Source organism: Lysobacter sp. Root983 (assembly GCF_001429345.1).
GTDB lineage: Bacteria > Pseudomonadota > Gammaproteobacteria > Xanthomonadales > Xanthomonadaceae > Lysobacter.
The window spans coordinates 109,882-136,865 of the sequence record NZ_LMJO01000017.1 but is presented as its reverse complement, the minus strand read 5'-3'; the positions used below and the strand labels follow the sequence as shown (position 1 = coordinate 136,865).

26 protein-coding genes are annotated in these 26,984 nt (G+C 69.1%); 14 read left to right on the top strand and 12 right to left on the bottom strand.

Annotated elements, in window-relative coordinates; all coding sequences use genetic code 11:
* Positions 1 to 21: 21 nt before the first annotated feature.
* The 4 genes from phbB (ASE43_RS16410) to gluQRS form a co-directional block, all read right to left on the bottom strand.
* Positions 22 to 762: an acetoacetyl-CoA reductase gene (gene phbB / locus ASE43_RS16410; RefSeq protein ID WP_056176436.1), complete on the bottom strand. Its 741-nt coding sequence runs from the start codon at positions 760 to 762 to the stop codon at positions 22 to 24.
* A gap of 95 nt (positions 763 to 857) precedes the next feature.
* A complete protein-coding gene (gene phaR, locus ASE43_RS16405; RefSeq protein ID WP_057161238.1) occupies positions 858 to 1,358 on the bottom strand; it encodes a polyhydroxyalkanoate synthesis repressor PhaR in 501 nt (166 codons plus the stop codon).
* Between the two features lie 244 nt (positions 1,359 to 1,602).
* Positions 1,603 to 2,343: an acetoacetyl-CoA reductase gene (phbB, locus tag ASE43_RS16400; protein WP_056173658.1), complete on the bottom strand. Its 741-nt coding sequence runs from the start codon at positions 2,341 to 2,343 to the stop codon at positions 1,603 to 1,605.
* A gap of 43 nt (positions 2,344 to 2,386) precedes the next feature.
* Complete coding sequence (gluQRS, locus tag ASE43_RS16395; RefSeq protein ID WP_057161237.1) at positions 2,387 to 3,310, bottom strand: tRNA glutamyl-Q(34) synthetase GluQRS; 924 nt, start codon at positions 3,308 to 3,310, stop codon at positions 2,387 to 2,389.
* A gap of 197 nt (positions 3,311 to 3,507) precedes the next feature.
* Between gluQRS and htpX the strand changes: the two genes are divergently transcribed.
* The 4 genes from htpX to ASE43_RS16375 all read left to right on the top strand — a co-directional run bounded on the left by htpX (position 3,508) and on the right by ASE43_RS16375 (position 6,077).
* Positions 3,508 to 4,416: a protease HtpX gene (gene htpX / locus ASE43_RS16390; protein ID WP_056173664.1), complete on the top strand. Its 909-nt coding sequence runs from the start codon at positions 3,508 to 3,510 to the stop codon at positions 4,414 to 4,416.
* A gap of 194 nt (positions 4,417 to 4,610) precedes the next feature.
* Positions 4,611 to 5,249 carry a TetR/AcrR family transcriptional regulator gene (locus ASE43_RS16385; protein ID WP_057161236.1) on the top strand — a complete coding sequence of 213 codons (639 nt, stop codon included), beginning with the start codon at positions 4,611 to 4,613 and terminating at the stop codon, positions 5,247 to 5,249.
* Positions 5,246 to 5,782 (top strand): hypothetical protein, encoded by a 537-nt coding sequence (locus ASE43_RS16380; RefSeq protein WP_057161235.1) that lies wholly within the window; start codon positions 5,246 to 5,248, stop codon positions 5,780 to 5,782. The genes ASE43_RS16385 and ASE43_RS16380 overlap by 4 nt, the downstream gene beginning before the upstream one ends.
* Positions 5,775 to 6,077: a hypothetical protein gene (locus ASE43_RS16375; protein ID WP_056173673.1), complete on the top strand. Its 303-nt coding sequence runs from the start codon at positions 5,775 to 5,777 to the stop codon at positions 6,075 to 6,077. Before ASE43_RS16380 ends, ASE43_RS16375 begins: the two co-directional genes overlap by 8 nt.
* Positions 6,078 to 6,329: 252 nt before the next feature.
* On the opposite strand, the gene ASE43_RS16370 is transcribed toward ASE43_RS16375, so the two are convergent.
* Both ASE43_RS16370 and epmB read right to left on the bottom strand, forming a co-directional pair.
* Complete coding sequence (locus tag ASE43_RS16370) at positions 6,330 to 8,405, bottom strand: EAL domain-containing protein (RefSeq protein WP_057161234.1); 2,076 nt, start codon at positions 8,403 to 8,405, stop codon at positions 6,330 to 6,332.
* Between the two features lie 62 nt (positions 8,406 to 8,467).
* A complete protein-coding gene (epmB, locus tag ASE43_RS16365; protein WP_057161233.1) occupies positions 8,468 to 9,499 on the bottom strand; it encodes an EF-P beta-lysylation protein EpmB in 1,032 nt (343 codons plus the stop codon).
* 217 nt (positions 9,500 to 9,716) lie between these two features.
* Between epmB and efp the strand changes: the two genes are divergently transcribed.
* The 7 genes from efp (at position 9,717) to ASE43_RS16330 (ending at position 17,443) form a co-directional block, all read left to right on the top strand.
* Positions 9,717 to 10,283 carry an elongation factor P gene (gene efp / locus ASE43_RS16360; RefSeq protein ID WP_055909928.1) on the top strand — a complete coding sequence of 189 codons (567 nt, stop codon included), beginning with the start codon at positions 9,717 to 9,719 and terminating at the stop codon, positions 10,281 to 10,283.
* Between the two features lie 377 nt (positions 10,284 to 10,660).
* Entirely contained in the window at positions 10,661 to 12,001 is a 1,341-nt protein-coding gene (locus tag ASE43_RS16355) for a TRZ/ATZ family hydrolase (RefSeq protein WP_057161232.1), read from the top strand.
* A 46-nt stretch (positions 12,002 to 12,047) separates the two neighbouring features.
* On the top strand, positions 12,048 to 12,797 hold the full coding sequence (ubiG, locus tag ASE43_RS16350) for a bifunctional 2-polyprenyl-6-hydroxyphenol methylase/3-demethylubiquinol 3-O-methyltransferase UbiG (RefSeq protein ID WP_057161231.1): 750 nt from the start codon (positions 12,048 to 12,050) through the stop codon (positions 12,795 to 12,797).
* On the top strand, positions 12,794 to 13,480 hold the full coding sequence (locus ASE43_RS16345) for a phosphoglycolate phosphatase (protein ID WP_056173686.1): 687 nt from the start codon (positions 12,794 to 12,796) through the stop codon (positions 13,478 to 13,480). The genes ubiG and ASE43_RS16345 overlap by 4 nt, the downstream gene beginning before the upstream one ends.
* Entirely contained in the window at positions 13,477 to 14,235 is a 759-nt protein-coding gene (locus ASE43_RS16340; protein WP_162258805.1) for a squalene/phytoene synthase family protein, read from the top strand. The genes ASE43_RS16345 and ASE43_RS16340 overlap by 4 nt, the downstream gene beginning before the upstream one ends.
* Before the next feature lie 147 nt (positions 14,236 to 14,382).
* Positions 14,383 to 15,315 (top strand): GTP cyclohydrolase FolE2, encoded by a 933-nt coding sequence (gene folE2, locus ASE43_RS16335; RefSeq protein ID WP_235568775.1) that lies wholly within the window; start codon positions 14,383 to 14,385, stop codon positions 15,313 to 15,315.
* 535 nt (positions 15,316 to 15,850) lie between these two features.
* Entirely contained in the window at positions 15,851 to 17,443 is a 1,593-nt protein-coding gene (locus ASE43_RS16330) for a diguanylate cyclase (protein ID WP_162258804.1), read from the top strand.
* A 26-nt stretch (positions 17,444 to 17,469) separates the two neighbouring features.
* On the opposite strand, the gene ASE43_RS16325 is transcribed toward ASE43_RS16330, so the two are convergent.
* The 3 genes from ASE43_RS16325 to yidD are packed head-to-tail and all read right to left on the bottom strand — an operon-like array spanning position 17,470 to position 19,930.
* Positions 17,470 to 18,369: a M23 family metallopeptidase gene (locus ASE43_RS16325; RefSeq protein WP_057161228.1), complete on the bottom strand. Its 900-nt coding sequence runs from the start codon at positions 18,367 to 18,369 to the stop codon at positions 17,470 to 17,472.
* Positions 18,366 to 19,697, bottom strand: coding sequence for a dihydroorotase (locus ASE43_RS16320; RefSeq protein WP_057161227.1), 1,332 nt, complete (start codon positions 19,695 to 19,697; stop codon positions 18,366 to 18,368). The genes ASE43_RS16325 and ASE43_RS16320 overlap by 4 nt, the downstream gene beginning before the upstream one ends.
* Positions 19,682 to 19,930, bottom strand: a complete 249-nt coding sequence (gene yidD, locus ASE43_RS16315; protein ID WP_200943927.1) for a membrane protein insertion efficiency factor YidD — start codon at positions 19,928 to 19,930, stop codon at positions 19,682 to 19,684. The genes ASE43_RS16320 and yidD overlap by 16 nt, the downstream gene beginning before the upstream one ends.
* A 278-nt stretch (positions 19,931 to 20,208) precedes the next feature.
* Between yidD and dksA the strand changes: the two genes are divergently transcribed.
* Positions 20,209 to 21,285, top strand: coding sequence for an RNA polymerase-binding protein DksA (dksA, locus tag ASE43_RS21390; RefSeq protein ID WP_082576228.1), 1,077 nt, complete (start codon positions 20,209 to 20,211; stop codon positions 21,283 to 21,285).
* Positions 21,286 to 21,494: 209 nt separating this feature from the next.
* Here the strand turns inward: dksA and ASE43_RS16300 are convergent, their stop codons facing one another.
* From ASE43_RS16300 to cysS, 3 genes are all read right to left on the bottom strand, one after another.
* Positions 21,495 to 22,748 carry an MFS transporter gene (locus tag ASE43_RS16300; RefSeq protein ID WP_056173703.1) on the bottom strand — a complete coding sequence of 418 codons (1,254 nt, stop codon included), beginning with the start codon at positions 22,746 to 22,748 and terminating at the stop codon, positions 21,495 to 21,497.
* Complete coding sequence (locus ASE43_RS16295) at positions 22,745 to 23,197, bottom strand: SufE family protein (protein ID WP_057161225.1); 453 nt, start codon at positions 23,195 to 23,197, stop codon at positions 22,745 to 22,747. Before ASE43_RS16295 ends, ASE43_RS16300 begins: the two co-directional genes overlap by 4 nt.
* A gap of 258 nt (positions 23,198 to 23,455) precedes the next feature.
* The gene (gene cysS / locus ASE43_RS16290) at positions 23,456 to 24,832 is read right to left on the bottom strand and encodes a cysteine--tRNA ligase (RefSeq protein WP_057161224.1); all 1,377 of its coding nucleotides are present in this window, start codon (positions 24,830 to 24,832) and stop codon (positions 23,456 to 23,458) included.
* A gap of 285 nt (positions 24,833 to 25,117) precedes the next feature.
* On the opposite strand from cysS, the gene ASE43_RS16285 reads away from it, so the two are divergent.
* Entirely contained in the window at positions 25,118 to 25,546 is a 429-nt protein-coding gene (locus ASE43_RS16285; RefSeq protein ID WP_343123561.1) for a hypothetical protein, read from the top strand.
* Positions 25,547 to 25,930: 384 nt separating this feature from the next.
* Entirely contained in the window at positions 25,931 to 26,938 is a 1,008-nt protein-coding gene (locus ASE43_RS16280; RefSeq protein WP_056173720.1) for an N-acetylornithine carbamoyltransferase, read from the top strand.
* Positions 26,939 to 26,984 lie beyond the last annotated feature (46 nt).

The following is a 26,984-nucleotide window of genomic DNA, read 5'->3' as shown; positions in this document are numbered from 1 at the left end:
CGCTACCCGCACGCGACGCTCTCAGAAGCTCATGAACAAGCCGCCGTTCACCGGGATGTTGGCGCCCGTGATGAACCCGGCGTCCTCCGCGGTCAGGAACTCGACGGTGCGCGCGATTTCGCTGGGCTTGCCGAGGCGGCCGACCGGGACGCTGTCTACGATCTTGGCGCGGATGTCTTCGGGCACGGCCATCACCATCGCGGTCTCGCAATAGCCGGGTGAGACCGAATTGACGGTGACGCCCTTGCGCGCGACTTCGCGCGCCAGCGCCATGGTGAAGCCGTGCATGCCGGCCTTGGCGGCCGAATAGTTGGTCTGGCCGAACTGGCCGGTCTGGCCGTTGACCGAGCTGATGTTGACGATGCGGCCGAAGCCGCGCTCGGCCATGCCGTCGACGGCGTGGCGGCACAGGTTGAACACGCCGTCCAGGTTCACGCCCAGCACCTCGTCCCACTGGCGCTTGTCCATCTTGCGCAGGCTGGTGTCGCGGGTGATGCCGGCGGCGTTGACCAGGATGTCGATCGCGCCCTCTTCGCGGTGGATGCGCTCGACCGTGCCCGCGCAATCGTCGTAGTCGGCGACGTTGGCCGCTTCGAAGCGCACGTCCAGGCCGCGCACTTCGTCGCGAAACGCGGCGATGCGTTCCTCGCGCGAGGCCAGGTCGATCGCGATCACGCGCCGGCCGGCGCGGGCCAGGGTCTTGCAGATCTCGCTGCCGAGACCGCCGATGCCGCCGCTGACGACGGCGATGCGTTTGCTCATGTGGTGTTCCCCCTGCGCCGGCGCGGGCCGGCTACGCGCACGCGCGGCGCGCGCGGATGCGCGCGAGCCGTCGCGGTCGGTGATCGATGCGCGGCTCAACGCTCGCGCTTGGTGTCGCCCTTGGGCTTGGTGCCGGTGCCGGAGGCCGGGCTCTGGCCGACGCTGCCGGACAGGTTCTGCTGGAATTCCTTCCACAGGGTCAGGTTGCGCTCGGTGAGCTGGTTCATCATCGCCCACGGGGTCTGGCCGAGCATGCCGCCGACCTGATTGCGGAACTGCGCCTGCTGATCCAGGAACGTCTGCATCGAGCGCTCCAGGTAGTTGCCCATGAAGCCCTGCAGCGAGTCGCCGTAGAAGCGGATGATCTGGCTCAGCAACTGGGTCGAGAGCACCGGTTCGCCGTCTTGTTCGTGCTCGGCGATGATCTGCAGCAGCACCTGACGGGTCAGATCGTCGCCCGAGCGGGCGTCGCGGACCTCGAAGTCCTCGCCGTCGACGATCAGCTGGCGGACGTCCTCGATGGTGATGTAACTGGAGATCTCGGTGTCGTACAGACGGCGGTTCGGGTACTTCTTGATGACTCGGGTCGAGGCCATGGAGCTTTGGCTCTAAAATCGTGGTGCCTTGCAGCATGGCGCAGGCCGAGGGGGCTTGCAACAGGCAAGGTCGGACCCGGCCGCAGGCCGAGCCGCGGGGCAGGGAGCGTGGTGGATTCGATGTGCCAGCGGCGCCGGCTGCGCGACCGCGGAGGCGGGGTCTGCACGACGTATACGGCACGGCCGGGCGCCGAGGGTGCCCGAACCGGGGGCGCCGCGCCTGCCGGCGCGGCGCGTACGGGCTTTACCAGCCCATGTACTGGCCGCCGTTGGCGGACAGGTTGGCGCCGGTGATCCAGCCGGCCTCGTCGGGGATGAAGAAGCCCACCGCGTAGGCGATTTCCTCGGGGTTGCCGAGGCGGCCGGTCGGGATCTGCGCGACGATCTTGTTGCGCACTTCCTCGGGCACCGCCATGACCATGTCGGTGGCGATGTAGCCCGGCGAGACCGTGTTCACGGTGATGCCGAACTTCGCGTTCTCCTGCGCCAGCGAAATCGTGAAGCCGTGCATGCCGGCCTTGGCCGCGGCGTAGTTGGCCTGGCCGTACTGGCCCTTCTGGCCGTTGATCGAGCTGATCTGCACGATCCGGCCCCACTTGCGCTCGCGCATGCCCTCGATCACCGGGCGGGTGACGTTGAAGCAGGAATTGAGGTTGGTGCCGATCACGTCGGTCCACTGCTCGGGGGTCATGCGGTGGAAGGTCGAGTCGCGGGTGATGCCGGCGTTGTTGACCAGGATGTCGACCGGACCGAGCTGGCTTTCGACGTTGCGTACCAGCGCTTCGGCCTGTTCGGGGGAGGACACGTCGCCTTGCGCGAGCGCCACATCGATGCCGAGTCCTTTCATCTGCGCCTGCCAGGCGCGTCCTTTGGCCTCGTCGCGATAGTTGGTCGCGACCCGATGACCCATCTGGGCCAGGCGTTGGACGATCGAGGTGCCGATGCCACCGGTACCGCCGGTGACCAATGCGACGCGTGACTGCATGTCTTCCTCTCCACGGCCGCGACGGTGCGGCCCTGACCCGATTCTAGTCAGCAAATATGAAATCGCCGTTGTGCATCGCGGCGAGCGAAACGGTCGGTGTGGACGCAATGCGACCGGGGTCGAACTCTGCCTGCGCGCGGTTGAGCAATTGCGGCACCGTGCCGGCGCCCGACAAGGCCACCGGCGCCTGGCCCAGGGCCTGCCAGGCCGCGCGCAGCGCCGGCAGCGGGCGTTGCGGATCCACCGGCAGCGCGGCATCGGACTTGGACAGCTTGCGGCCGTCGCTGCCCAGCACCAGCGGCAGGTGGGCGTAATGCGGCGTGGGCAGGCCGAGCGCGCGCTGCAGCAGGATCTGGCGCGGGGTTGAATCGAGCAGGTCGGCGCCGCGTACGACGTCGCTGATGCCCTGGGCGGCGTCGTCCACCACCACCGCCAATTGGTAAGCCCAGTAGCCGTCGGCGCGGCGCAGGACCACGTCGCCGACGTCCTGCGCGACGTCCTGGCTCTGCGCGCCGCGGATGCGGTCCTGGAACGCGACCACGCTGTGGTCGGCCACGCGCAGACGGATCGCCGGCGTGCGGCCGGGGCGTTCCGGCGCGGCCACGCAGCGGCGGTGGATGCCGCCGACCGCGGCCAGGTCGCTGCGGCTGCAATGGCAGGCGAAGGCGAGATCGCGCGCTAGCAGATCCTCCAGCGCCAGGCGGTAGATCTCGCCGCGTTCGCTCTGGCGCAGCACGGATTCGTCGGATTCCAGGCCGAACGCGCGCAAGGCGCGCAACTGGCGCTCGGCCGCGCCGGCGACTTCGCGTGGCGGATCGAGGTCTTCTATGCGCACCAGCCAGGTGCCATTCGCATGCCGCGCGAGCAGCCAGCTGCCGAACGCGGCCAGCAGCGAACCGAAGTGCAGGTCGCCGGTGGGCGAGGGCGCGAAACGGCCGCGGTAGCTGGGAGCGGGGGGCGTGGGCAAGGGCGTGCGGGCGGCTGGTCTTGGGGCGGGGCGGTACGGCGGGCGCGAGCCTTGGGCCGATCGGGCGCGGAGAGCGTAGTTAAACCGACTCGCCGGGCAAAGCCGCGCGGGGCTGGGTTTCACTTGAATTCACGGGGAGCCTGCCACATTTTGTTCCGGACCGCGCACGGTGCGCGGGTACGGTTAACCCCACGACCATGTTCAAACGCATCGCTCTATTCCTCGCTACCAACCTGGCCGTCCTCGCCCTGCTGAGTATCGTGCTGGCGGTTCTGCAGTCGTTCGGTATCACCACCGGGCGCAATGGCTCGCTGCTGATCATGGCCACCCTGTTCGGCTTCGGCGGCTCGTTCGTGTCCTTGTTCCTGTCCAAGTGGATGGCCAAGCGCAGCACCGGCGCGCACGTGATCGAGCAGCCGCGCAACGAGGCCGAGCAGTGGCTGGTGAACACGGTCCGCCGTCAGGCCGAAGCGGCCGGCATCGGCATGCCCGAGGTCGCCATTTACGACGCGCCCGAGATCAATGCTTTCGCCACCGGCGCCAACCGCAACAACGCGCTGGTCGCGGTATCGACCGGCCTGCTGCGCTCGATGAGCCGCGATGAGGCCGAGGCGGTGCTGGGCCACGAGGTCAGCCACGTCGCCAACGGCGACATGGTGACCATGGCGCTGGTCCAGGGCGTGCTCAATACCTTCGTGATCGTGCTGGCGCGCCTGGTCGGCCGCGTGATCGACGGTTATCTGTCCGGCAACCGCGACGGCGGCCCGGGCCTGGGCTACTACGTGATCGTGTTCGTGCTGGACATGGTGTTCGGCCTGTTCGCCAGCATGATCGCGATGTGGTTCTCGCGTTACCGCGAGTTCCGCGCCGACGCCGGCGGCGCGCGCCTGGCCGGTCGCGACAAGATGATCGGCGCGCTGGAGCGCCTGGCCCAGACCTACGGCGAGAGCACTCTGCCCAAGCAGGTGCAGGCCTTCGGCATCAGCGGCGCGGTCGGCCACGGCCTGTCCAAGCTGCTGCGCAGCCACCCGCCGCTGGAAGAGCGCATCACGGCGCTGCGCAATGCGCCGGTCGAGACGGTGCGCGGGTCGGTGGTGGCGCGTTGATCTAGCGCGGCCGAGCAGTCAGGAAGAAGCCCGCCGAATGGCGGGCTTTTTTCTTTGGGGCTGGGGGAGTTTTTTGGGGTTCGTGCGCGGGTGGGTCGCGGCTTGCGCCGCTCCTAGGGGGTGTGGGGGCTGGAACGCGGCTGGCTTTGCGTGGGTAGGGTTGACACATACCGACTATTTGGTATGTTTGGCCCATGGCCAGACCTACCAAGCAATCGCCCGAGCGCGGCGGCGCACGAATCCGGCTCCTGGAAGCGGCGCGGGACGTGATCCGCGCCAAAGGCTACGCGGCCACCACCGTCGACGATTTGTGCGCGGCGGCCGGCGTGACCAAGGGCGCGTTCTTCCATCACTTCGGCAGCAAGGACGCGCTGGGCGTGGCCGCGGCCGAGTTCTGGGCCGAGACCACCACCGCCTTTTTCGCGGCCGCGCCGTATCACCAGCCGGCCGATGCGCTGGACCGCGTGCTGGCCTATGTCGCGTTCCGCAAGGCGATCATCGCCGGCGACCTGGCCGAGTTCACCTGCCTGGTCGGGACTATGGCGCAGGAGGTGCACACCAGCGCGCCCGAGATCCGCGACGCCTGCGGCCGCAGCATCTTCGGCCACACCGCCACGCTGGAAGCCGACATCGAGCGCGCGCGCCGCGATCGCGGCATCGATGCGCGCGAGTGGAGCGCCGCCAGCCTGGCGCGGCATACCCAGACGGTGATCCAGGGCGGCTTCGTGCTGGCCAAGGCCGGCAACGATCCCGAGCTTGCGCGCGAAGCGCTGGATCATCTGGACCGGTACATCCGGCATCTGTTCCGCGTCGAGCAGGAGCAAGCGGCATGAATGAGACCACCACCCTGGCCTGCGCCTGCGGGCGCACCCGTCTGCAAGCCAGCGGCGCGCCGATCCTGGTATCCGAATGCCTGTGCGACAGCTGCCGCGAGGCGGCGGGGCGCCTGGCGACCTTGCCCGGCGCGCATAGCCTGCTCACGTCCTACGGCGCCACGCCCAGCGCGGAGTACCGCAAGGACCGCATCCGCATCCTCGCCGACGCGGCGCAGCTGGCCGAGTTCCGCCTGAGTCCCGGCGCCGGTTCGCGCCGCGTGGTCGCGACCTGCTGCAACACGCCGCTGTTCCTGGAGATGAAGGGCGCGCATTGGCTGAGCGTGTACTCGCACTTGTGGCCGGCGGCGACGCGGCCCAAGCCGCAGATGCGCACGATGGTGGGCGACCTGGCCGATGCGTCCCGGGTGCCGGACGACATCCCCAACCTGAAAACCCACACGGTGCGTTTCTACGCCAAGTTGCTGGGCGCCTGGGTGGCGATGGGGTTCCGCAACCCGAAGGTCGAGGTGGGAGGGAAGGTCGATGCCTGACGACAAGATCGAGATCGAGAACGTCAACACGCCCGGCAAGACCGAGCGGGTGGATCGCGCCAAGTACACGGCGATGCGCAAGGCGCTGCTGTCGGTGCTGCCGAAGGCAGCGCCGGGGTTGAAGGTGGCGGAGGCGAAGGAGGCGTTGCTGCCGCGGTTGCCGGAGGCGCTGTTTCCGCAGGGCAAGACGGCGGGTTGGTGGCTGAAGGCGGTGCAGCTGGATCTGGAGGCGAAGGGCGTGATCGCGCGGGCGGAGATCAAGCCGGTGCATTTGTATCGGTTGGGGGCGGGTTGAATGCGTAGGTAGCGCGCCTGGGTAAGCTCAAAAGCAAATCCCCCTCAGTCCCCCTTTTTCAAAGGGGGAAGAAAAGCGGGGCTTGCTCGGCTTGTCAGTTTTTGACTTCGGCTTCGAATGCGGGATGGCCGTGACTAAGCCGACTCGGGGCAACGAAGGCGGCCGTAGCCTTTCCCGATTCCCGATTCCCGATTCCCGATTCCCGATTCCCGATTCCCGATTCCCGATTCCCGATTCCCGATTCCCGACGCCTTACTGGAAGTCGTAATCCATATCCGGGCCCGCCGCGGCCAGGAAGTGGCCCTGGGCGTAGTCGATGCCGGCGGCGAACAGGAAGGACATGCTGGCCGCGTCCTGGACGAATTCGGCGATGGTCTGCTTGCCCAGTTCGCGCGCCTTGCTGGCGATCTCGCGGATGCGCTGCTGGTGGTCGGCGCTGCTGGGCAGGTCTTCCATGAAGGCGCGGTCGATCTTCAGGAACGAGGCGTCGAAATGGCTGAGCATCTGGAACGAGTTCAGGCCCGAGCCGAACTGCTCCAGCCCCACGCGCACGCCGTAGCGGGCGACCCGGGCCTGGAACTCCTGCGCCGCGCGCAGGTGGGTGAAGACCTTGGACTCGGGCAGCTGCAGCACCAGCAGGCTGCCTTCGGCGTTCTGTCGCGCCAGCTGCTCTTCGATGTGCTGAAGCAGGCTTTCGTCCTGCAGCGAGGCCTGGGTGATCTTGACCAGCAGCGTGGTGCGCTTGCCGGCGCGCAGGCGGTCGCCGATGACCTGGATCGCCTTGCCGACCACCCAGCGGTCGATTTCCCACAGCAGCCCGTGCTCCTCGGCGATCTGCAGGAAGCTCAGCGGCTGCACCAGTTCGCCCGGCTCGCCCTGCATGCGCAGGTAGGCCTCGTACATCTCCATCGGCTCGCCGTGCAGATTGATCAGCGGCTGGTAGTTCATCAGGAAGCGGTCGGCGTCGAGCGCGTCGCGGATGCGCGTGACCCAGGCTTCGACGCGTTCGGACTCGGCGCGGTCGGCCGCGCCCGGATCGAACAGCTCGGTGCGGTTGCCGCCCACGCCGATGCTGGACAGCACGCACTGGCTGGCCTTGCCCAGCACCGCGGTGACGCTGGCGATCTTCTCGCCGATCTGCACGCCGCCGATGCTGACGGTGGTGTTGAGCGAACGGCTGGGGGTTTCCAGCACGTGGTCGGCGAAAGCGGTGCGCAGGCGGTCGGCCAGGGCCGAGGTCGCGTGGTAGTCGCAGTTGGGCGTGAGCACCGCGAACTGGTGCTCGGAGAAGCGCGCGGCGACATCGTCGGGGCCGATCGCGGTGCGCAGGCGCTCGCCGAACGCGGCGATCAGCTCGTCGGACGCGTCCAGGCCGATTTCCTGCAGCAGGCGCGCGTAGTGATCGGGCTCGATCAGCAGCAGGCCGTGGTGGCTGTTGTTCTGGGCCGTGTCGGACACCGCGTCCTCGAGCGCGCGCAGGAAGGTGGCGCGGTTGAGCAGGCCGGTGACCTGGTCGCGCTGGCGCAGGGCCTCGACCTCGCGTGCCAGTTCGGGGTCGAACTCCTGGCGGCGCAGGATCACCTGCAGGCACTGCTCGCCCTCGTAGCTGGCCGGGGTGAATTCCATGACCGCGGCGAAATGACTGCCGTCGAGCGCGCGCGCCTCGGTTTCGTAGCGCGGCGGCGGCGCCTCGCCCTTGGACAGCTGCTTGAGCAGTTGCTTGAAGCCGTCGACCTGGCCCGGTGCGACCAGGTCCAGCAGCGACATGCCCTCGATCTCTTCGAAGGATTCGAAGCCGAAGATCTCCAGGTAGGCCGCGTTGGCGCGGATGTGCATGCCTTCGTGGATGTAGGCGATGGGCTCGCGCGAGGAATCGATCAGGGTGTCGCAGCGGCGTTCGGTCTCGCGCACCTGGGCTTCCAGGCGGCGCAGCGAGCGGCGCGCTTCCAGGTCGGCCCATTCGGCGCGGACCACGTTCTGCACGTGGTCGGTGTGGCCGCGCAGGATCACGCTGCGCGCGCCCATCGACAGCACTTCCAGCAGGCCGGTGTCGTCGACGCTGTCCAGCAGGACCAACACCGGCAGGTCCTTGCCGGTGCTGTCGACCTGCTGCATGACCTTGGGCAGCGGCAGATTGCGCGCATCGCGCGCGGCCAGCACCAGGTCGGGCTGCTGCAGCACCTGCGCGGCCAGCTCGGTTTCGTTCTCGGGACGCGACGGCCGCACGGCGATGCCGCTGTTGCGTAGACCGCTGACGATGGCTTCCGCCGCCTCGACGCTGTCGTCGACGATCAGCAGGCGCAGCACCATGTCTTTGCCGAATTGCATTCACCACCTCCGTGGCCCGCGTTTATGACACGAAGGCCGGGCCGGAGTCCATGCGAACCGCGTTACAGCGGTCGCTTTCCGGGATCTCCGGCGATCTCGCGCACCAGTTTTGGAACCAGATAGCCAGAAAGCCGAGCGGCCAGCGCGCGATGCAGCGCGCGGGCGCGTTCGTCTTCGATTTCGAAGTGCGCAGCCCCCTGCACACGATCGAGTTGATGCAGATAGTACGGCAGGACGCCGGCACGGAAACCGCGTTCGCTCAAATCTGCGAGCGCCTCGACGCTATCGTTGACGCCGCGCAGCAGCACGGCCTGGTTGAGCAGGGTCGCGCCGGCCGCGCGCAGGCGGGCCAGGGCGGCGTCGACGGCGTCGTCGAACTCGCGGGCGTGGTTGGCGTGCAGGACCACGGTGACCGGCCAGGGCAGGGCGCGCAGCCAGGCCAGCAGCGGGGCGTCGACGCGCTCGGGCAGGACCACCGGCAGGCGGGTGTGAACGCGCAGACGCTTGAGATGCGGCACCGCGGCCAGGGCCTGGGTCAGCTCGGCCAGCTTGGGCGTGGCCAGCGACCAGGGGTCGCCGCCGGACAGGATGACCTCGTCGATCTGCGGGTCGGCTGCGATCAGGTCGATCGCGGCGCGCCAGCCGGCCGCGGCCGCGGTTTCCTCGGCATAGGGGAAGTGGCGGCGGAAGCAGTAGCGGCAGTGGATCGCGCAGCTGCCGGTGGTCACCAGCAGGGCGCGGCCGCGGTACTTGCGGATTACCCCGTCGCCGGCCTTGGCCAGGCCGTCGCCGACCGGGTCCAGGACGTAGCCGGGCATGGGCCGCAGCTCCTCGTCCAAGGGCAGGACCTGGCGCAGCAGCGGATCGTGCGGGTCGCCGGCGCGCATGCGGGCGACGAAGCCGCGCGGCACCCGCAGCGGGAACTGCGCGGCGGCCGCGTCGGACACCCCGGCGGCGATGCCGTCCAGCCCCAGCAGGGCCAGCAGCTCGCGCGGATCGCGCACCGCGTCGCGCCACAGCGCCTGCCAGCGCGCGGACGCGCCGGGGGGCGGGAGGGGCTGCGGCTGTATGGAGGCCGGGGCTGCGGGTATCATGCGGGGCTAGCTTGTATGGATCCGGTTTCGTGGGCCCGGCGCCCTGGGGTTTCCCCGGCTCCGGTCCCGTTCGCGTCCCGCCCGGCCTTTCGGCGGCGGTGGCTGGCGCAGCCCGACATTCTAGCCTCCCGCCGTCGGTACGGCGGCCCCTATCCGTCGGGGCCCCGCGTACCGGCCGGCGCAACCGCTTCATTCTTACATTCGCAGGAGTTTCAGCATGGCCAGCTTGGGCATGAACGACGTCAAGACCGGACAGAAGATCCTGGTCAATAACGACCCGTGCATCATCACCGAGACCGAGTACGTCAAGCCGGGCAAGGGCCAGGCCTTCACCCGCATCAAGTACCGCAGCATCAAGTCGGGCCGCGTGGTCGAAATGACCATGAAGGCCACCGACAGCGTCGAACAGGCCGACGTGGTCGATACCGATATGCAGTACCTTTATTCGGACGGCGAGTACTGGCACTTCATGAACCAGGAATCCTTCGAGCAGGTCCAGTCCGACAAGGCCGGCATGGGCGGTTCCGAGAAGTGGCTCAAGGGCGAGGAAGAGTGCGTGGTGACGCTGTGGAACGGCGTGCCGATCGCGGTCCAGCCGCCGAACTTCGTCGAGCTCAAGATCACCGAGACCGACCCGGGCGTGCGCGGCGATACCTCCGGCGGCGGCGGCAAGCCGGCCACCCTGGAAACCGGCGCGGTCGTGCGCGTGCCGCTGTTCGTGGGCCAGGACGAAATCATCAAGGTCGACACCCGCTCGGGCGAGTACGTCAGCCGAGTGAAGTGACGCATTGGCCCGTGGCCGCACAGCGGCCACGGCTTTGCCAATGCGTCACCCCCGCGAAAGCGGGGGTCCAGTGCCTTCAGCGCCATGCTGGATTCTCTAGGCTCCCCGCGATCGCGATGCAATTGCGTCACCCTTGCGAAGGGGATCCAGAGACTTCAGCGCCACGTTGAATTCCCTCGACCCCCACATCCGCGATCGAATCAGGATCCTCCCGCGCAAGCGGGGTATCCACCAAAGCCCAGGCGCCACCGCCTGAGCCGGGCGGTCCGAACGCTACCCCGCGCCTAGCCATCCGCGCGTAACCGCAATCGGCCCCCGACCCGCTACGCTATCGATACGCGCCGCCGTTGCGCGAAAACGAAGGGCCGAATACGCGAATGACGACCGATACCGAAACCCAATCCTGCGACCTGTTGATCGAAGCGGGCTGGGTGGTCCCGGTCGAACCGCATGCGGTGGTGCTGGAAGACCACGCCGTGGCGGTGCGCGGCGGGGTCATCGTCGACGTGCTGCCCACCGCCGAAGCGCGCGGCCGCTATCGCGCCGCCGAGACGGTATCGCGCCCGCAAGCGGCGCTGATTCCGGGCATGGTCAACGCCCACACCCACAACCCGATGACCCTGCTGCGCGGCATCGCCGACGACCTGCCGCTGATGGAATGGCTGCAAGGCCATATCTGGCCGGTCGAGGCGGCGGTGATCGGGCCGCAGTTCGTCGAGGATGGCGTCACCCTGGCGATCGCCGAGATGCTGCGCGGCGGCACCACCTGCGCCAACGAGAACTACTTCTTCCCCGACGTCCAGGCCGCGGTCTACAAGCGCCACGGCTTCCGCGCCCGGGTCGGCCTGCCGGTGATCGATTTCCCGACCGCCTGGGCCCAGAGTTCGGACGAGTACTTCGACCGCGCCGGCGAGGTTCACGACCTGTGGCGCGACGATCCGCTGGTGGCGACCGCGTTCGCGCCGCATGCGCCGTACACGGTCAGCGACGCGAATTTCGAGCGCGTCCGCATGCTCGCCGATCAGCTCGATCTGCCGGTGCACCTGCACACCCACGAGACCGCGCAGGAAGTCGCCGACTCGATCAAGCTGCACGGCCAGCGCCCGCTGGCGCGGCTGGACCGCCTGGGTCTGGTCACCGACCGTCTGATCGCGGTGCACATGACCCAGCTCACCGACGCCGAGATCGAGTTGTGCGCGCAGCGCGGCGTGAGCGTGGTGCATTGCCCGGAATCCAATCTCAAGCTGGCCTCGGGTTTCTGCCCGGCCTGCAAGTTGCACCACGCCGGGGTCAACCTGGCGATCGGCACCGACGGCTGCGCCAGTAACAACGACCTGGACATGTTCGGCGAGACCCGCACCGCCGCGCTGCTGGCCAAGGCCGTGGCCGACGACGCCTCGGCGCTGGACGCGTTCAGCGCGTTGCGCGCGGCCACCCTGGGCGGCGCGCGCGCGCTCGGCTTCGAAACCCGGGTCGGCTCGATCGAGGTCGGCAAGCAGGCCGACCTGGTCTGCGTCGACCTGGACCAGCTCGAAACCCAGCCGCTGCACCACGTGGTCTCGCAGTTGATTTACGCCACCGGCCGCCATCAGGTCAGCGATGTCTGGATCGCCGGCGCCGCCAAGCTGCGCCAGCGCGTGCTGGTGGATATGGACGTCCAGGCCCTGATCGCCAACGCGCGCCAATGGCGCGGCCGGATCGCCGCGCTCGGGCGTTGAGTCCGGCGCCGTTCCCCCTTTTCACGTACGCACAGGCAGTCCTCCCATGAGCGCACACGGCACCGCGTCCGAATCGGCCCCGACCGGCGGCGACGACAACTACAGCCAGGCCGAACTCGACAAGTTCGGCGCCCTGGCCAACCGCTGGTGGGACCCGCAGGGCCCGCAGAAGGCGCTGCACGCGCTCAACCCGGCGCGTCTGGGCTATGTCGCGCAGCGCAGCACCCTGAGCGGCGCGCGCGTGCTCGACGTCGGCTGCGGCGGCGGTCTGCTCAGCGAGGCCCTGGCCGGCGAGGGCGCCGACGTGGTCGCGATCGACCTGGCGCCGGAACTGCTCAAGGTCGCGCGCCTGCACAAGCTGGAAACCGGTGTGCGCGTGGACTATCGCCAGCAATCGGTGGAGTCGCTGGCGGCCGAACAGCCGGGCAGTTTCGACGCCATCACCTGCATGGAAATGCTGGAGCACGTCCCCGATCCCTCGGCGATCGTGCGCGCCTGCGCCAGCCTGCTCAAGCCGGGCGGGCGTCTGTTCCTGTCCACGCTCAACCGCACCCCGGCCGCGTTCGCGCTGGCCATCGTCGGCGCCGAGTACGTCGCCCGCGTGCTGCCCAAGGGCACCCACCAGTATCGCGATTTCATCAAGCCCTCCGAGCTGGCGGCGTGGCTGCGCGCGGCCGAGCTGCAACTGGAGGACGTGAGCGGTCTGATGTACGAACCCTGGCGCAACGCCGCGCGCGTGATCGCGCGCACCGACGTCAACTACCTGGCCTGCGCGCGCAAGCCGGAAAGCGCATGAACCGCGAGGCGGCGACGGCGTTTCCCAAGGCGGTGCTGTTCGATCTGGACGGCACCTTGCTCGACAGCGCGCCGGACATGCTGGCCGCGCTGAACGTGATGCGCGCCGCGCGCGGCGACGCGCCCATGCCCCTGTCGCAGCTGCGCCCGCACGTGTCGCGCGGCGGCCAGGCCATGCTCGCGGCGGCGTTTCCGCAGGTGCCGGCCGAGCAGCGCAGCGGCTGGCTGCAGGAATTTCTCGACCACTATCAGCGCGAACTCGGCCGCCACGGCGGACCGTTCGACGGCATCGAGGCGATGCTGGCCGAACTGGAAGCCGCCGGCAGCGTCTGGGGCATCGTCACCAACAAGCCCGAGTATCTGGCGCAGCTGCTGATGCCGCTGCTGGGCTGGGAATCGCGCTGCGCGGTGCTGATCGGCGGCGACACCCTGGCCAAGCGCAAGCCCGATCCGCTGCAACTGCTGGTGGCCGCCGAGCGCATCGGCGTGGCGCCGGCCGATTGCGTCTACGTCGGCGACGACGAGCGCGACATCATCGCCGCGCGCGCGGCCGGCATGCCGTCGGTGGTCGCGCTGTGGGGCTACCGCCTGGCCGAGGACGATCCGCTGGCCTGGCAGGGCGATCGCCTGATCGAACAACCCGATACCTTGTGCGCGGCGGCGGCGTGGCCGCCCACGCGATGAGCGAACCGCAGGCCGATCAGGCGCGCGACGGCGACCACGGCGCCGCCGCGCCCGAGGACGCCCTGGCCAGCTTCATCGGCAAGTGGCGCGCGCGCTGGCCGGAATGGGCCTTGGCCGAAACCTTCGTGCCGGCCGCGCAGCGCCAGACCGCGCTGGCCTGGGCCGCGCTGCAGCAGGAGCTGGCCGATGCCGCCTGGGGCGGACGCGATGCCCGGCCCGGCGAGCTCAAGCTGGGCTGGTGGCTGGAAGAGCTGCAGGGCTGGTCGCAGGGCCGGCGCCGGCATCCGCTGGGCCAGGCCTTGCAGCGCCAGGCGGCGCCCTGGGCGGCGTTGGCGACGGCGTTGCCGACGCTGCTGGAAACCCGCGAACGTCCGCTCGACCGCGACGACGCGAGCGCCTCCCTACAGGCCTACGCGGCCGCGCTGGCCGCGGTCGATGCGGCCCTGTTCGGCGTCGCGGCCGGTCCCGGCGATACCGCCGCGACCGGCGCCGGCCTGCTCCACGCGCGCCTGGCCCACGAGGGCGAAAGCGCCGTGCCGCTGGGCGTGCTGGCACGCGTGGGCGAGGCCGGTGCGGTCGCCGCTTGGGCGCAGGAACTGCGCGCGCACTGGCCCGCCGAGCCGGCCGCGAGCCTGCCCAGGCGACTGTGGGCCGCGCTGGCGCTGGCGCGCCTGCGCGCCGGCGACGCCGCCCGGCCGCTGTCGCCCTGGCGCGCGCTGCTCAGCGCCTGGCGCGGCGCGCGCGGCCGCCGCTAGGCCGCGCCGGCACATAGGCGCGGCGCGTACACGGCCCAATCGCGGCCGCGCAGACACAGCGTTTCAGCCCCGGACAGGGGCGGGCCCGGCCCGGCCGGTAGAATGGCCTGCGTTGCGGTCCCCCACGCCGCCCTTATCGAAGCTGTCGTGACCACCCATTCCAACACCCCGCGTCGCCTTCCCGATGTCGCCTTCGACGCCGCTGCCGCGGCGCGTCCGCTGGACTGGGTCGGCATGTCCAACATCGCCCTGCCGCTGCGCGTGGCCTCAGGTAACGGCGAGGCGATCCAAGTCGCGGCCTCGGTCGACGTCTCGGTCGATCTGCGCGACGCCGACGCGCGCGGCATCCACATGTCGCGCATGTACCTGCAACTGCAGGACGCCTTCGCCAGCGAGACAGTCACCCCGGCCGGGCTGCGGCGCGTGCTGCAGGCGCTGATCGAAGGTCAGGGCGGACTCTCCAGCGCCGCGCGCCTGCTGCTGCGCTACGAGCAACTGCTGCTGCGCCCGGCCCTGGCCAGCGCCAACGCCGGCTGGAAGCGCTATCCGGTCGAGATCGACGCGACCTTGCTGGACGGTCATCTGCATCTGGGCCTGCGTTTCTCGGTCGAGTACTCCAGCACCTGTCCGGCCTCGGCGGCGCTGTCGCGCCAGCTCAACGCCGAACGCTTCGTCGAGGACTTCGCCGCCGCCCGTCCGTTGTCGACCGCCGTGGTCGGCGAGTGGCTGGCGTCCGAGCGCGGCTTGGCCGCCACGCCGCACGCGCAGCGCAGCCGCGCCGATATCCGGGTCGAACTGCGTCCGGCCTTCGACGAGCTGCCGCTGAACGCGCTGATCGATGCCATCGAGCAGGCCCTGGGCACGCCGGTGCAGACCGCGGTCAAGCGCGAGGACGAGCAGGCCTTCGCCCGCCTCAACGCCGAAAACCTGATGTTCTGCGAAGACGCGGCCCGCCGGGTCGCCGCGGCGTTGTCGGGCGACCCGCGCATCGACCGCTACGATGCGCAGGTCGCGCATTTCGAAAGCCTGCATGCGCACGATGCGGTCGCACGTGTGAGCGGGCAGGGCGCGCGCGACTGAGCGGCTACTGAGGGACCGCGCGGCGGGGCCGCCGTTGGTTCCGCGAACGCACCGCGAGCGGCTGGCGACGTCGCCAAGCGTCGGCGCCAATGCAATCCGTCATTGCCGCGAAAGCGGGTTGCGCTTTAGGTCTGCACAGCCGACGGTGCAGCGACTTCCGCGTTATTTGGCGGTCGCGGGGCGCGCCACGCCGAGCGCCTGTCGGCCGCCCGGCCGACTCGCCACCCATCGTTCCAGCCGCGTTGCGGAGAGGGTTGGCCCGGTCGCCGGCCCCGGCTAGCCGCCCCGTCCAGAGCGGCACGCGGCTGGCATCCGAAAGCCACCACCCACCCTCGCTTCAAGCACCTCTACCGGCCGTCTAGCGCACCTAAACGGCCGTCAAACCGTGCGCGTCGTCACGCTCATTGGGCTATGCTCAAAGCGTTGCAGCGTGCCGGGGCGGGTTATGGGGAGACCCTCGCGTCGTAGGTGGCAGGCCGTCATGGTCTGGTTGGGGATGCTAGTGGCGGCCGTCGCGCCGGCGCAGTCGCCATCCTTGCAACTCTCGCGCCTGGGGGCCGACCCCTTGCCCGTGCAGGTCATCGCCGGCGACTTCGACGACCGTTTCGTCCCCGTGTCCGATCTGTCCGTGCGCGAACGCGAACGCGCGCCGCGCTGGTGGCGGTTGACCGCGACACGCGATCGCTCCGCCGCCGATCAGCCGCAATTGGTGCTGCGCTCGCCGCACCTCAATCGCGTCGAAGTCTGGCTGCCGAATTCGCCGCTGCCGGTGCCGCGCGCGTTGCTGGGCAACGGCGCCGACCGTACCGCCTCCACACGCGCGTTGGTGGTGCCCTTGAGCCACGGCCTGGCCGCCGGCGAATCGGTGTATCTGCGCGTGCAATCGCTGACGCCGTTGCCGATGACGGCTTCGATCGAGCCTTTGGCGGTGGTGCACGCCAAGGACATGACCCATGTCGCCTGGCGCACCGCCGTGCTCACCACGATGGTGGTGCTGACGATTCTCGGGTTCGGCTTCTGGGCCGGGATCGGCGAGCGCAGCTATCTGATGCTCAGCCTGACCCTGCTGGCGCAGCTGCTGTACCTGATCTGCTACGGCGGCGAAGCGCGTTCGATTCCGTTCCTGGCGATGCTGGTCAGCGACGACGCGCGCGCCGGGCGCATGTTCGGCTTGATCGCGGTGCTGGCCAGCAACGCCTTCATGGCCCACTACCTCAGCCTGCGCCAGACCCAGCCGCGGCTGATGCGGCTGCTGATGGTCTGCAACATCTCGATCGTGCTGCTGATGCTGGTGACCCTGGCCACGGTCGCGCCGCTGGTCGCGGTGGCGGCCAACCTGGTCCTGCTGATCGGCTACGGCATCGTGATGGCGGCCGGCGCGATCGGCGCGCTGCGGCGCCAGCGCGAAGCCTATTTCCTGCTGCTGTCGTGGGCGCCGATGTTCGTGCTGACCGGCCTGCGTTTCGCCGGTTTATTGGGTTGGTGGGGCAATCCGGAGTGGATGGACTACGCCTTCCCGGTCGGCTTCGCGATGGGCGGACTGGTGTTGATGATCGGGTTGTCCGACAAGCTGCAGCAGCTGCGCCGCGATCGCGACCAGGCCAGCCGCCAGGCGACTTACGACGCACTGACCGGCGCGATGACGCGGCCGGCGATCGAGGCCCGCCTCAAGGCCGCGGTGGAGTCCGCGCACAAGAGCCGGCGCCCGCTGTCGGTGGTGTTCTTCGACGTCGACCACTTCAAGCGCATCAACGACGAGCACGGCCATCGGGTCGGCGATCAGACCCTGCGCATCATTTCGCTGCGCACCCGCAACCGGCTGCGCACCTACGATTTGTTCGGCCGCTACGGCGGCGACGAGATCCTGGTCGTGCTGCCCGACACCCAACTGCGCGAGGCCCTGGGCGTGGCCGAGAACCTGCGCTCGTCGGTGAACTGCCGGCCCCTGTCGATCGACGGCAAGCTGCTGGCGTCCAGCCTCAGCCTGGGCGTGGCCGAGCTGATGCCCGAGGAAACCGCCGAGCACCTGCTCGAGCGCGCCGACGCGGCCTTGTACGCCAGCAAGTCCGCCGGCCGCGATCGCGTGACCGGCCACAGCGCTTCGCGCGCGCAGGAACTGGTGCACTAGCGCCCGCCGCGGCGCGATGGGTGGGTTTACTTCGCGCCGGCGCGCACCGCGTCGCCGCGTTCCAGCACCAGCAGCGGATCGATGCGCACGTCGAACCAGTTCATGCCCCAATGCAGGTGCGGCCCGGTGGCGCGGCCGGTGGCGCCGACCGCGCCCACGACCTGGCCCTGCGCGATGCGGTCGCCGACCTTCACGTCGATGCGCGACAGGTGCAGGAAATTCGAACTGATGCCGTGGCCGTGGTCGAGCAGCAGGGTGCCGCCGGTCAGGTACAGGTCGGGCGCGGCGAAGGCGACCACGCCCGCGGCCGGCGCCAGCACCGGCGTGCCCGTGGCCGCGGCGATGTCCATGCCCGAATGGGCGGAGCCGGGCTGGCCGTTGTACACGCGCTGATTGCCGAAGCGCCCGCTGATGCGGCCGCGTACCGGCCACACGAAGGCCTGGGCGAAGTCGGCGCGCTCGTCGTCGCGATCGCGCGCGGCGGTGACCAGGGCCTGCTCACGGCGGATGCGTTCGGCGATCTCGGGCGGCGGATTCACGGTCTTGGGCGGCACGCCGTTGATCCGTTCGATCGGCCAGTCGCGCGGCAGCACGGCGATGCTCACGCGCTGGCTGCGGCCGTCGGCGTCGATCACCTCGACCTCGACCGGCGCGGCCTGCTCGCGGCCGATGCCGAACACCACCGAGCCGTAGGGCGTGACGCGCAGGGTGCGCGTGCCGTAGCGCACGGTCGCGCCGGCCGGCACCTTGCCGATCACCATCGCGCCTTGCTGCACCGACGGCGGAAACACCACGCGCGGATCGGCGCTGTCTGCGGCGGGCGCCGGTGCGGCCATCGGAGCCTGCGCGGGCTGGCTTTGCGCGATCGCCGCGCTGCAGGCGGCCAGCGCCAGCGTCGCCAGCGCGACCGCCGCGGCCGACCTCATCGTGCGAACGCCAGGCGCTGTCCGTTGGCGGCGCCGACCAGACGCGCGCCGTCCCAGGCCAGCACGCCGTTGACCCAGGTCGAGGCGATGCGCGAATGGAAGGTGCGGCCCTCGAACGGCGACCAGCCGCACTTGGACAGCACGTCCTCGCGGCGCACCGTGAAGGGCGTGTCGTCGATCAACACCAGGTCGGCGGCGTAACCCTCGCGCAGGAAGCCGCGGCCTTCGACGTCGAACAGCTTGGCCGGCGCGTGGGCGAACTTGTCGACCACCTGGGCCGTGCTCAGGCGACCTTCGTGGACCAGCTCCAGCGCGGCGTTGAGCGCGTACTGGACCAGCGGCAGGCCGCTGGGCGCGGAGGTGTAGGGGCGCGCCTTTTCTTCCAGCGTGTGCGGCGCGTGGTCGGTGGCCAGCACGTCGATCACGTCCTCGGCCACGGCGCGGATCAGCGCCTCGCGGTCGCTGGCGTCCTTGATCGCCGGATTGCACTTGATCAGATGGCCGAGCGCGGCGTAATCGGCGCGGTCGAAACGCAGGAAGTGGATGCAGGTTTCGGCGGTGATGCGCTTGCCTTCGATCGGGCCGGGCGTGAACAGGGCCAGCTCGTCGGCGGTGCTGATGTGCAGCACGTGCAGGCGGGTGTTGTGCTTGCGCGCCAGCGAAATCGCCAGCTCGGTGGACTTCTTGCAGGCCTGGCGCGAGCGGATGTCGGGATGGCATTCGGCCGGGATGTCGTCGCCGTACTTGGCTTTGTAGCGCGCCAGTTCGGCATCGATCATCGGGGTGTCTTCGCAATGCGTGATGATCGGCGTGGGCACGTCGCGGAAGATCGCGTCCAGGGTGACCGGATCGTCGACCAGCATGTTGCCGGTGGACGCGCCCATGAACACCTTCACGCCCGGCGCGGTGCGCGGATCCAGGCGCTGGATATCGGCCAGGTTGTCGTTGCTGGCGCCCAGGTAGAAACCGTAGTTGGCCCAGGCGCGGCCGGCGGCGCGGCGGTACTTGTCCTCCAGCGCCTCGGCATTCAGGGTCGGCGGGTTGGTGTTGGGCATGTCCATGAAGGTGGTCAGCCCGCCCGCCACCGCCGCGGCCGATTCGGTGGCCATGTCGGCCTTGTACTCCATGCCCGGTTCGCGGAAATGGACCTGATCGTCGATCATGCCCGGCAGCAGGCGGCGGCCGCCGGCGTCGACCACGATTTCGCCGTCGCGCGCGGACAGGCCGGCGCCGATCCGGGCGATGCGGCCGTCTTCGATGCGCAGGTCGCCGTCGTATTCGCGGCCTTCGTTGACCAAGCGGGCGTTGACGATCAGTGTCGATGACATGAGTGTTTTCCGGGGTCCAGGGGCGGCACCGGGTCGTGGCCGCCGGGGTGCAGGGGGTGACAGCGCAAAATCCGCCGCAAGGCGAGCCAGCTGCCCTTGAAGGCGCCGAAACGGGCGATCGCCTGCATCGCATACTCCGAGCAGGTCGGATAGAAGCGACAGCGCGGCCCCAGCAGTGGACTGATCCAGCGCTTGTAACCGCGTAGCAGGACGATGAGGAGGCGGTCGATCACGTTTCCTTAATGCGGACGACCGGTGTCGGATTGCGGTTGCCGCAGTAGTCGGGGCAGGGTATAACAGCGCGCTTTCCTCTCACAAGGCAAGCGCAAGGCAAGGCCGGGCGAACCCCAGTGACAGGGTTGGCCTGACGAGGCGAAAAATGCCGGGTACGGCGGATTTCGCTTGCGGCGGTCGCGCATTTGTGTATTTGATCGCCGAGCGGACCTCGCGGTTCGCGAAGCTTCCGGAACGGTCCGGGAGTTCCCTCAGGGAATAGAAGGACAAGCCGCTCGTGGCAGTGAAAAAACCTGCGAAGAAGGCCGCCAAGGCGGCTAAGAAGACCGTCAAGCCGGCCGTGAAGAAGGCCGCCTCCTCCAAGACTGCGGCCAGCAAAACCGCGACCAAGAAGCCGGCGGCGAAGAAGCCCGCGGCCAAGGTCGCCGCCAAGAAGGTCGCCAAGCAGCCCGCAGTCAAGAAACCCGCGGCCAAGAAGGCGGCGCCGGTCAAGAAGCCCGCGCCCAAGCCTGCGGCCAAGAAATCGCCGGTCGTCGCCAAGCAGGCGGCGCCCGTGAAGAAGCCCGCGGCCAAGCCCGCTGCGCCGGCCAAGAAGCCCGTCGCCGCCAGCAAGGCCCCGGTGGTCAAGAAACCCGTGGTGGCCCCGCCGGCCGCGGCAAGGAAGCCAGAGCCCAAGCCCACCGTCGTCAAGAAACCCGCAGCGAGCCCGCCGACCAAGACCGCACCGGTGGCGACGCCCGCGAGCAAGAACGAACCCGCAAAGAGCACAGTGACCCAACCAGTCTCCAGCAAGTCCCCCACCGCTGCGACCCCGCCCGCCGCCAAGCCCGCCGCAACCCGCCCCCTGGGCAAGGTCGCCGTGGCCGTGGCCGCCAAGCCCCAGGCGCCCGCGCCCAAGGCCAAGGTGAAGGTCGTCCCGTACCAGAACGATGAGGCCACTGGCCGTCCGATCGTGCCGCAGGGCTATCGCCCGGCCGTGGACGAGGAATACATGAGTCCGCTGCAGTTGGAGTACTTCCGCCAGCGTTTGCTCAGCTGGCGCGCCGACCTGGTCGAGGAATCCAAGCAGACCATCGAGAACCTGAAGGACGAAGTCCGCGACGTCGGCGACGAAGCCGAGCGCGCGACCCGCGAAACCGAGAACTCGCTGGAACTGCGCACCCGCGACCGCTACCGCAAGCTGATCAGCAAGATCGACAGCACGCTCAAGCGCGTCGACTCGGGCGACTACGGTTTCTGCGTCGACACCGGCGAAGAGATCGGCCTGGAGCGTCTGGAAGCCCGCCTCACCGCCGAGCGCACCATCGACGCGCAGGAGCGTTGGGAGCACATGCAGAAGCAGATGGGCGACTGAGCCTGGCGGCTCGGATCGCTTGCGAAAGGCCCCGCGCGAGCGGGGCTTTTTCGTTATTGGGCGCGAGCAGGAGCAAATCCCCCTCAATCCCCCTCAATCCCCCTTTTTCAAAGGGGGAGGCAGTGCGTCGAAAGGCCGGCTTGCTGTTCCCCCCTTTGAAAAAGGGGGGCTAGGGGGGATTTGCTTTTAAGCTCGACCGACCAGCGCTGCTACTGCAAATCGCGCAGATTCAAGCGCCGCAGTTTCGGCGCCAGCTTCGCCGTCGCGGCCACCACCGCCAGGGTCATGCAGCCGCCGAACACCACCGACGGCACCAGGCCCAGCAGCTTGGCCGCCACGCCCGATTCGAACGCGCCCAGCTCGTTCGACGAGCCGATGAAGATGCCGTTGATCGACGACACCCGGCCGCGCATTTCGTCCGGCGTCGACAACTGCAGGATGGTCGAGCGCAGCACCACCGACACGCCGTCGCACATGCCCGACAACAGCAGCATGGTCGCCGACAGCCAGAACTGGCGCGACAGCGCGAAGCCGATGATGCACAGGCCGAAACCGGCCACCGCGTACAGCAGCAAGCGCCCAGCGTGCTTCTGCGGCGGATGCCGCGCCAGCCACAGCCCGACCAGCACGGCGCCGGCGGCCGGCGCCGCCCGCAGGATGCCCAAGGCCTCGGGTCCGTAATGCAGCACGTCGTGGATGAAGGCCGGCAGCAGCGCGACCGCGCCGCCGAACAGCACCGAGAACATGTCCAGCGCCTGCGCACCCAGCACGATCTGGTTGTTGAACACGAAGCGCAGGCCTTCGCCGATGCTCTTGAACACCGGCGCGCGTTCGGCCGCGGGCGCGGGCTCGGTCACGCGCAGGGAAACGATCGCGATGGCCGCGGCCAGCGCGAACGCAGCCGAGGTCAGGTAGGCCGAGGTCATGCCGCCCCAGGCGATCAGGCCGCCGCCCAGCGCCGGTCCCACCACCAGCCCGGTCTGCATGACCACGCTGCCGACGCCGGCGCCGCGCGCGAACTGCTCGCGCTTGAGCACGCGCGCGAACAGCGACATGTAGACCGGCGACAGGAACGCGCGCACCACGCCGTTGATCGCGATCGCCGCATAGATGGTCAGGGTGCCGATGCCGAACGCGCCCGCGGGCAGGTGGCCGCTGGCCACGCCGGCCAGCATCAGGGTGGTCAGCAGCAGGCCCAGGCAGGCGAACATGCCGAGCTTGCGCCGCGGCAGGTGATCGACCGCGTAGCCGGCGAACAGGGCGAAGCAGAAGTAGGGCACTACCTCGGTCAGACCGATCAGGCCCAGCGCGAGGGTGTCCTTGGTGAGCTTGTAGATGTGCCAGCCGACCGTGACCGCGACGATCTGGTACGACAGCATCGCCAGCAGGCGATAGACCAGCAGGCCGACGAAACCGCGGTTATGCAGCAGCGACGGCTCGGGGGCGGTCGCCGCTGCGTTCACAGCCGGCGACGGGCCTGGTCGCGGATGAAGGCCAGCAGCGAGGACAGGCCGTTGCTGCGGGTCGGCGAGAGGTGCTTGGCCAAGCCGATGTCGGCGATGTAGTCGGCCTCGGTGGCGGCGATCTCGGCCGCGCTGCGGCCGGAGTACACCCGCAAGGCCAGATAGATCAGGCCCGAGACGATCGCCGAATCGCTGATGGCATGGAAATCCAGGCGCTGCGCGTCGCCCTGGGCGACGATCCAGACCAGCGACTGGCACCCGTGCAGACGGTGCTCCTCGGTCTTCCACGCCTCCGGCAGCGCGGGCAGCTTGCGGCCGAGGTCGATCAGGTACTGGTAGCGCTCGGACCAGTCGCCGAAGAAGGCGAACTCCTCGCGGATCGCGGCCTGGGCTTCGGTGGCGGTGGGTTCGAGCGGGAAGGGCGAGACGGGGACGGCGATGGCGTTCATTACCTGCATATTCTACGCCTCATGCGCGGGAACGGGCGGGACGCTGCGTCGCTGCGTGGGCTGTCTTGTCGCTCGCAAAGCAAATCCCTCTCAATCCCCCTTTTTCAAAGGGGGAGGCAAAAAGCCGGTGTCGCTGAGCGCCGCGCTTTGCCCCCTCCTTTGAAAAAGGAGGGCCGGGGAGGATTTGCTTTTCGGCACGGCGTAGCGAGCGCGCAAGCCCGGCGTTCGCAAGAGCAGCCGGTGCCGATAGGGCATCGGCTAAGCGCGCTTCCTCACCCAGCGCACGCCCTGCGGGGTGTCTTCCAGCAGGATGCCTTCGCCCGCGAGCTGGTCGCGGATGGCATCGGAGCGCGCGAAGTCGCGGTTCTTCTTGGCCGCGTTGCGTTCGTCGATCAGGGCCTGGATGCGGGCGTCGTCGCTGCCGTCGGCGCCACGGGCGAACCAGGTCGCCGGATCCTGTTGCAGCAGGCCCAGGGCCAGGCCGGCGCCGAGCAGCTCGCGCTTGCGCGCGGCGCGCTCGTCGCCCTCGGCTTTGCGCGCCTCGCCCGCGATGCGCGCGATCTCGGCCAGTGCGTTGGGGGTATTGAGGTCGTCTTCCAGCGCCGCCTCGATCGCGGCCGGAATCTCGATGCCGTCGATTGCCTGGATATCGGCCAGATCGCGCAAAGTGCCGTACAAACGGTCCAGCGTGCGCACGCTCTGTTCGATCAGCGCGTCCGACCAGTCCAGCGGCTGGCGGTAATGCGCCGAGAGCAGGGCATAGCGCAGCGCCTCGGGCGGATGCGCGCGCACCAAATCGTGGATCTTCTCGATATTGCCCAGCGACTTCGACATCTTGGCGCCGCCGAAGTTGAGCATGCCGTTGTGCAGCCAATGGCGGGCGAAGGTCTTGCCGCCGTGCGCGCACTCGCTCTGGGCGATCTCGTTCTCGTGGTGCGGGAACTGCAGATCGACGCCGCCGGCGTGGATGTCGATGGTCTCGCCCAGGTGGGCGGCGGCCATCGCCGAGCATTCGATGTGCCAGCCCGGACGGCCGCGGCCCCAGGGCGAATCCCAGCCCGGCAGGTCGTCGGTGGACGGCTTCCAGAGCACAAAATCGCCCGGGTCGCGCTTGTAGGGGGCGACGTCGACGCGCGCGCCGGCCAGCATTTCCTCCGGATCGCGGCGCGAGAGCTTGCCGTAACGGTCGAAGCTGCCGATCGCGAACAGGGCGTGGCCTTCGGCCGCGTAGGCGTGGCCGCTGGCGATCAGGCGCTCGATCATGGCGATGATCTGGTCGATGTGCGCGGTGGCGGCCGGTTCCAGGTCCGGCGCGCGCACGCCCAGCGCGGCCATGTCCTCGCGGTAGGCGGCGGCGTAGCGGTCGGTGATGGCCGAGATCGGCACCCCCTGCTCGGCCGCGGCGGCGTTGATCTTGTCGTCGACGTCGGTGATGTTGCGCGCGTAGACCAGGCCGCCGTAGCGGCGGCGCAGCAGGTCGGCGAGCACGCCGAACACCACCGGGCCGCGGGCGTTGCCGATATGCACGTAGTTGTAGACGGTGGGCCCGCACACGTACATGGTCGGGCGGGCGGGATCGATGGGTACGAACGGCTCGACCCGTCGCGTCAGGCTGTTGTAGAGATGCAGGCTCATGGGGGCACGCTATGGTTCGGGCCATTCTAGCGGCAGGGGGCCGCCCGGCGCAGCCGGCATCCGTCCGCTCAGGTCCGCGCGATCCCGATCCGGCCCGAAGCGCTCCTAACGCGCTCGGCGCGCGGAATGAGACTCGCTGCGAGGGCGTCGTGTCGTCGCGGGTTTGGGGCTGGAGGGTTGATTCAGGTCGTGGCTACACTCCGGTCCTTACAATTTGTTCACGGAACCGATGCGAGCGCAATGAACCGTCCTGACCTGGTAGTCCCACTCTTGCTGGCTGGCGCCTTGGGAGCCCTTTGGGCCGGCGTTGCGTCGGCGCAGAGCACGACGGTGATCCAGGCCGAGAACGTGCGCTACGAGTACGCCCAGGTCCTGCGCGTGACCCCGGTCTACCAGACCCTCACCGCGACCAGCATCGAAAAACGCTGCGACCAGAGCCCGAAACCGGCCACCGACGACTCGCGCCTGTCGCGCATGGTCGGCGCGGTCAAGGACGTGCTGACCCGCGACCGCCACGAGCGCGAACGCCAAGCCGCGGCCGAGAACTGCCGTTCGGTGCCGGTGGAGCGCGAGTTCCGCCAGCCCATCGCCTACGACGTGGATTACGTCTACAAGGGCTCCAAGTACCGCTCGCGCCTGCCCGAGGATCCGGGCAACCGGCTGCGCATCCGGGTCGCCGTGACCCCGGTGGTGGCCCCGCTCAACTCGCGCTGATGCCGATCCGGCATAAGCCCCGGCCCGGTTTCGACTTGCGCCGGCGGGGGCCGCATGCGAGCATTCGCCCCCTAATGACCCACCTGCGCGCCGACGCCGACGTCCTCACCTCCGCCTACATGGCGGCGGGCATGACCTCGCGCGCGCGCCGACCGTTGCCCTGCCAATCCGCTGGGTGACGGTACTCGCCGTCGTTCGTGTAACAAGCCACACACACGAAAAGCCCAGCCTTAGCGCTGGGCTTTTTTGTTTTCTACCGCCGGGATTCGGGATTTGGGATCTGGGATTCGTAACAGCAGCACTACGAGTTCCGTCCCCCGTCGCGCCTCCCACCACCGTTCCCCTGCTTTCCCAATCCCCAATCTCAAATCCCGAATCCCAGCCATGATCAAGCACTTCCTCAACACCCAGGACTGGTCGCGCGCCGACCTCGACGCGCTGCTGGCGCAGGCCGCCGCGTTCAAGCGCAGCAAGCTCGGCGACCAGTTGAAAGGCAAGTCGATCGCGCTGGTGTTCTTCAACCCGTCGATGCGCACCCGCACCAGCTTCGAACTGGGCGCGTTCCAGCTCGGCGGCCACGCCGTGGTCCTGCAGCCGGGCAAGGACGCGTGGCCGATCGAGTTCGAACTGGGCACGGTCATGGACGGCGACACCGAGGAGCACATCGCTGAGGTCGCCAAGGTGCTGGGCCGTTACGTCGACCTGATCGGCGTGCGCGCGTTCCCGAAGTTCGTCGACTGGGCCAACGACCGCCAGGACAAGGTGCTGGCCAGCTTCGCCAAGTATTCGCCGGTGCCGGTCATCAACATGGAGACCATCACCCATCCCTGCCAGGAGCTCGCCCACGCGCTGGCCCTGCAGGAGCACTTCGGTACCTCCGACCTGCGCGGCAAGAAGTACGTGCTGACCTGGACCTACCACCCCAAGCCGCTCAACACCGCGGTCGCCAATTCGGCCCTGACCATCGCCACCCGCATGGGCATGGACGTGACCCTGCTGTGCCCGACGCCGGAGTACGTGCTGGACGAGCGCTACATGGGCTGGGCCGAGCAGAACGTCGCCGAGAGCGGCGGTTCGCTGCAGATCAGCCACGACATCGAAAGCGCCTACCGCGGCGCCGACGTGGTCTACGCCAAGAGCTGGGGCGCGCTGCCGTACTTCGGCAACTGGGGCCCGGAAAAGCCGATCCGCGACCAGTACCAGCACTTCATCGTCGACGAAGCCAAGATGGCGCTGACCAATAACGGCGTCTTCAGCCACTGCCTGCCGCTGCGCCGCAACGTCAAGGCCACCGACGCGGTGATGGATTCCCCGCAGTGCATCGCGATCGACGAGGCCGAGAACCGTCTGCACGTGCAGAAGGCGATCATGGCGGCATTGATCGGACAGTAATTTCCAGCCCCTCTCCCGCGGCGCGGGAGAGGGCTTGGGGTGGAGG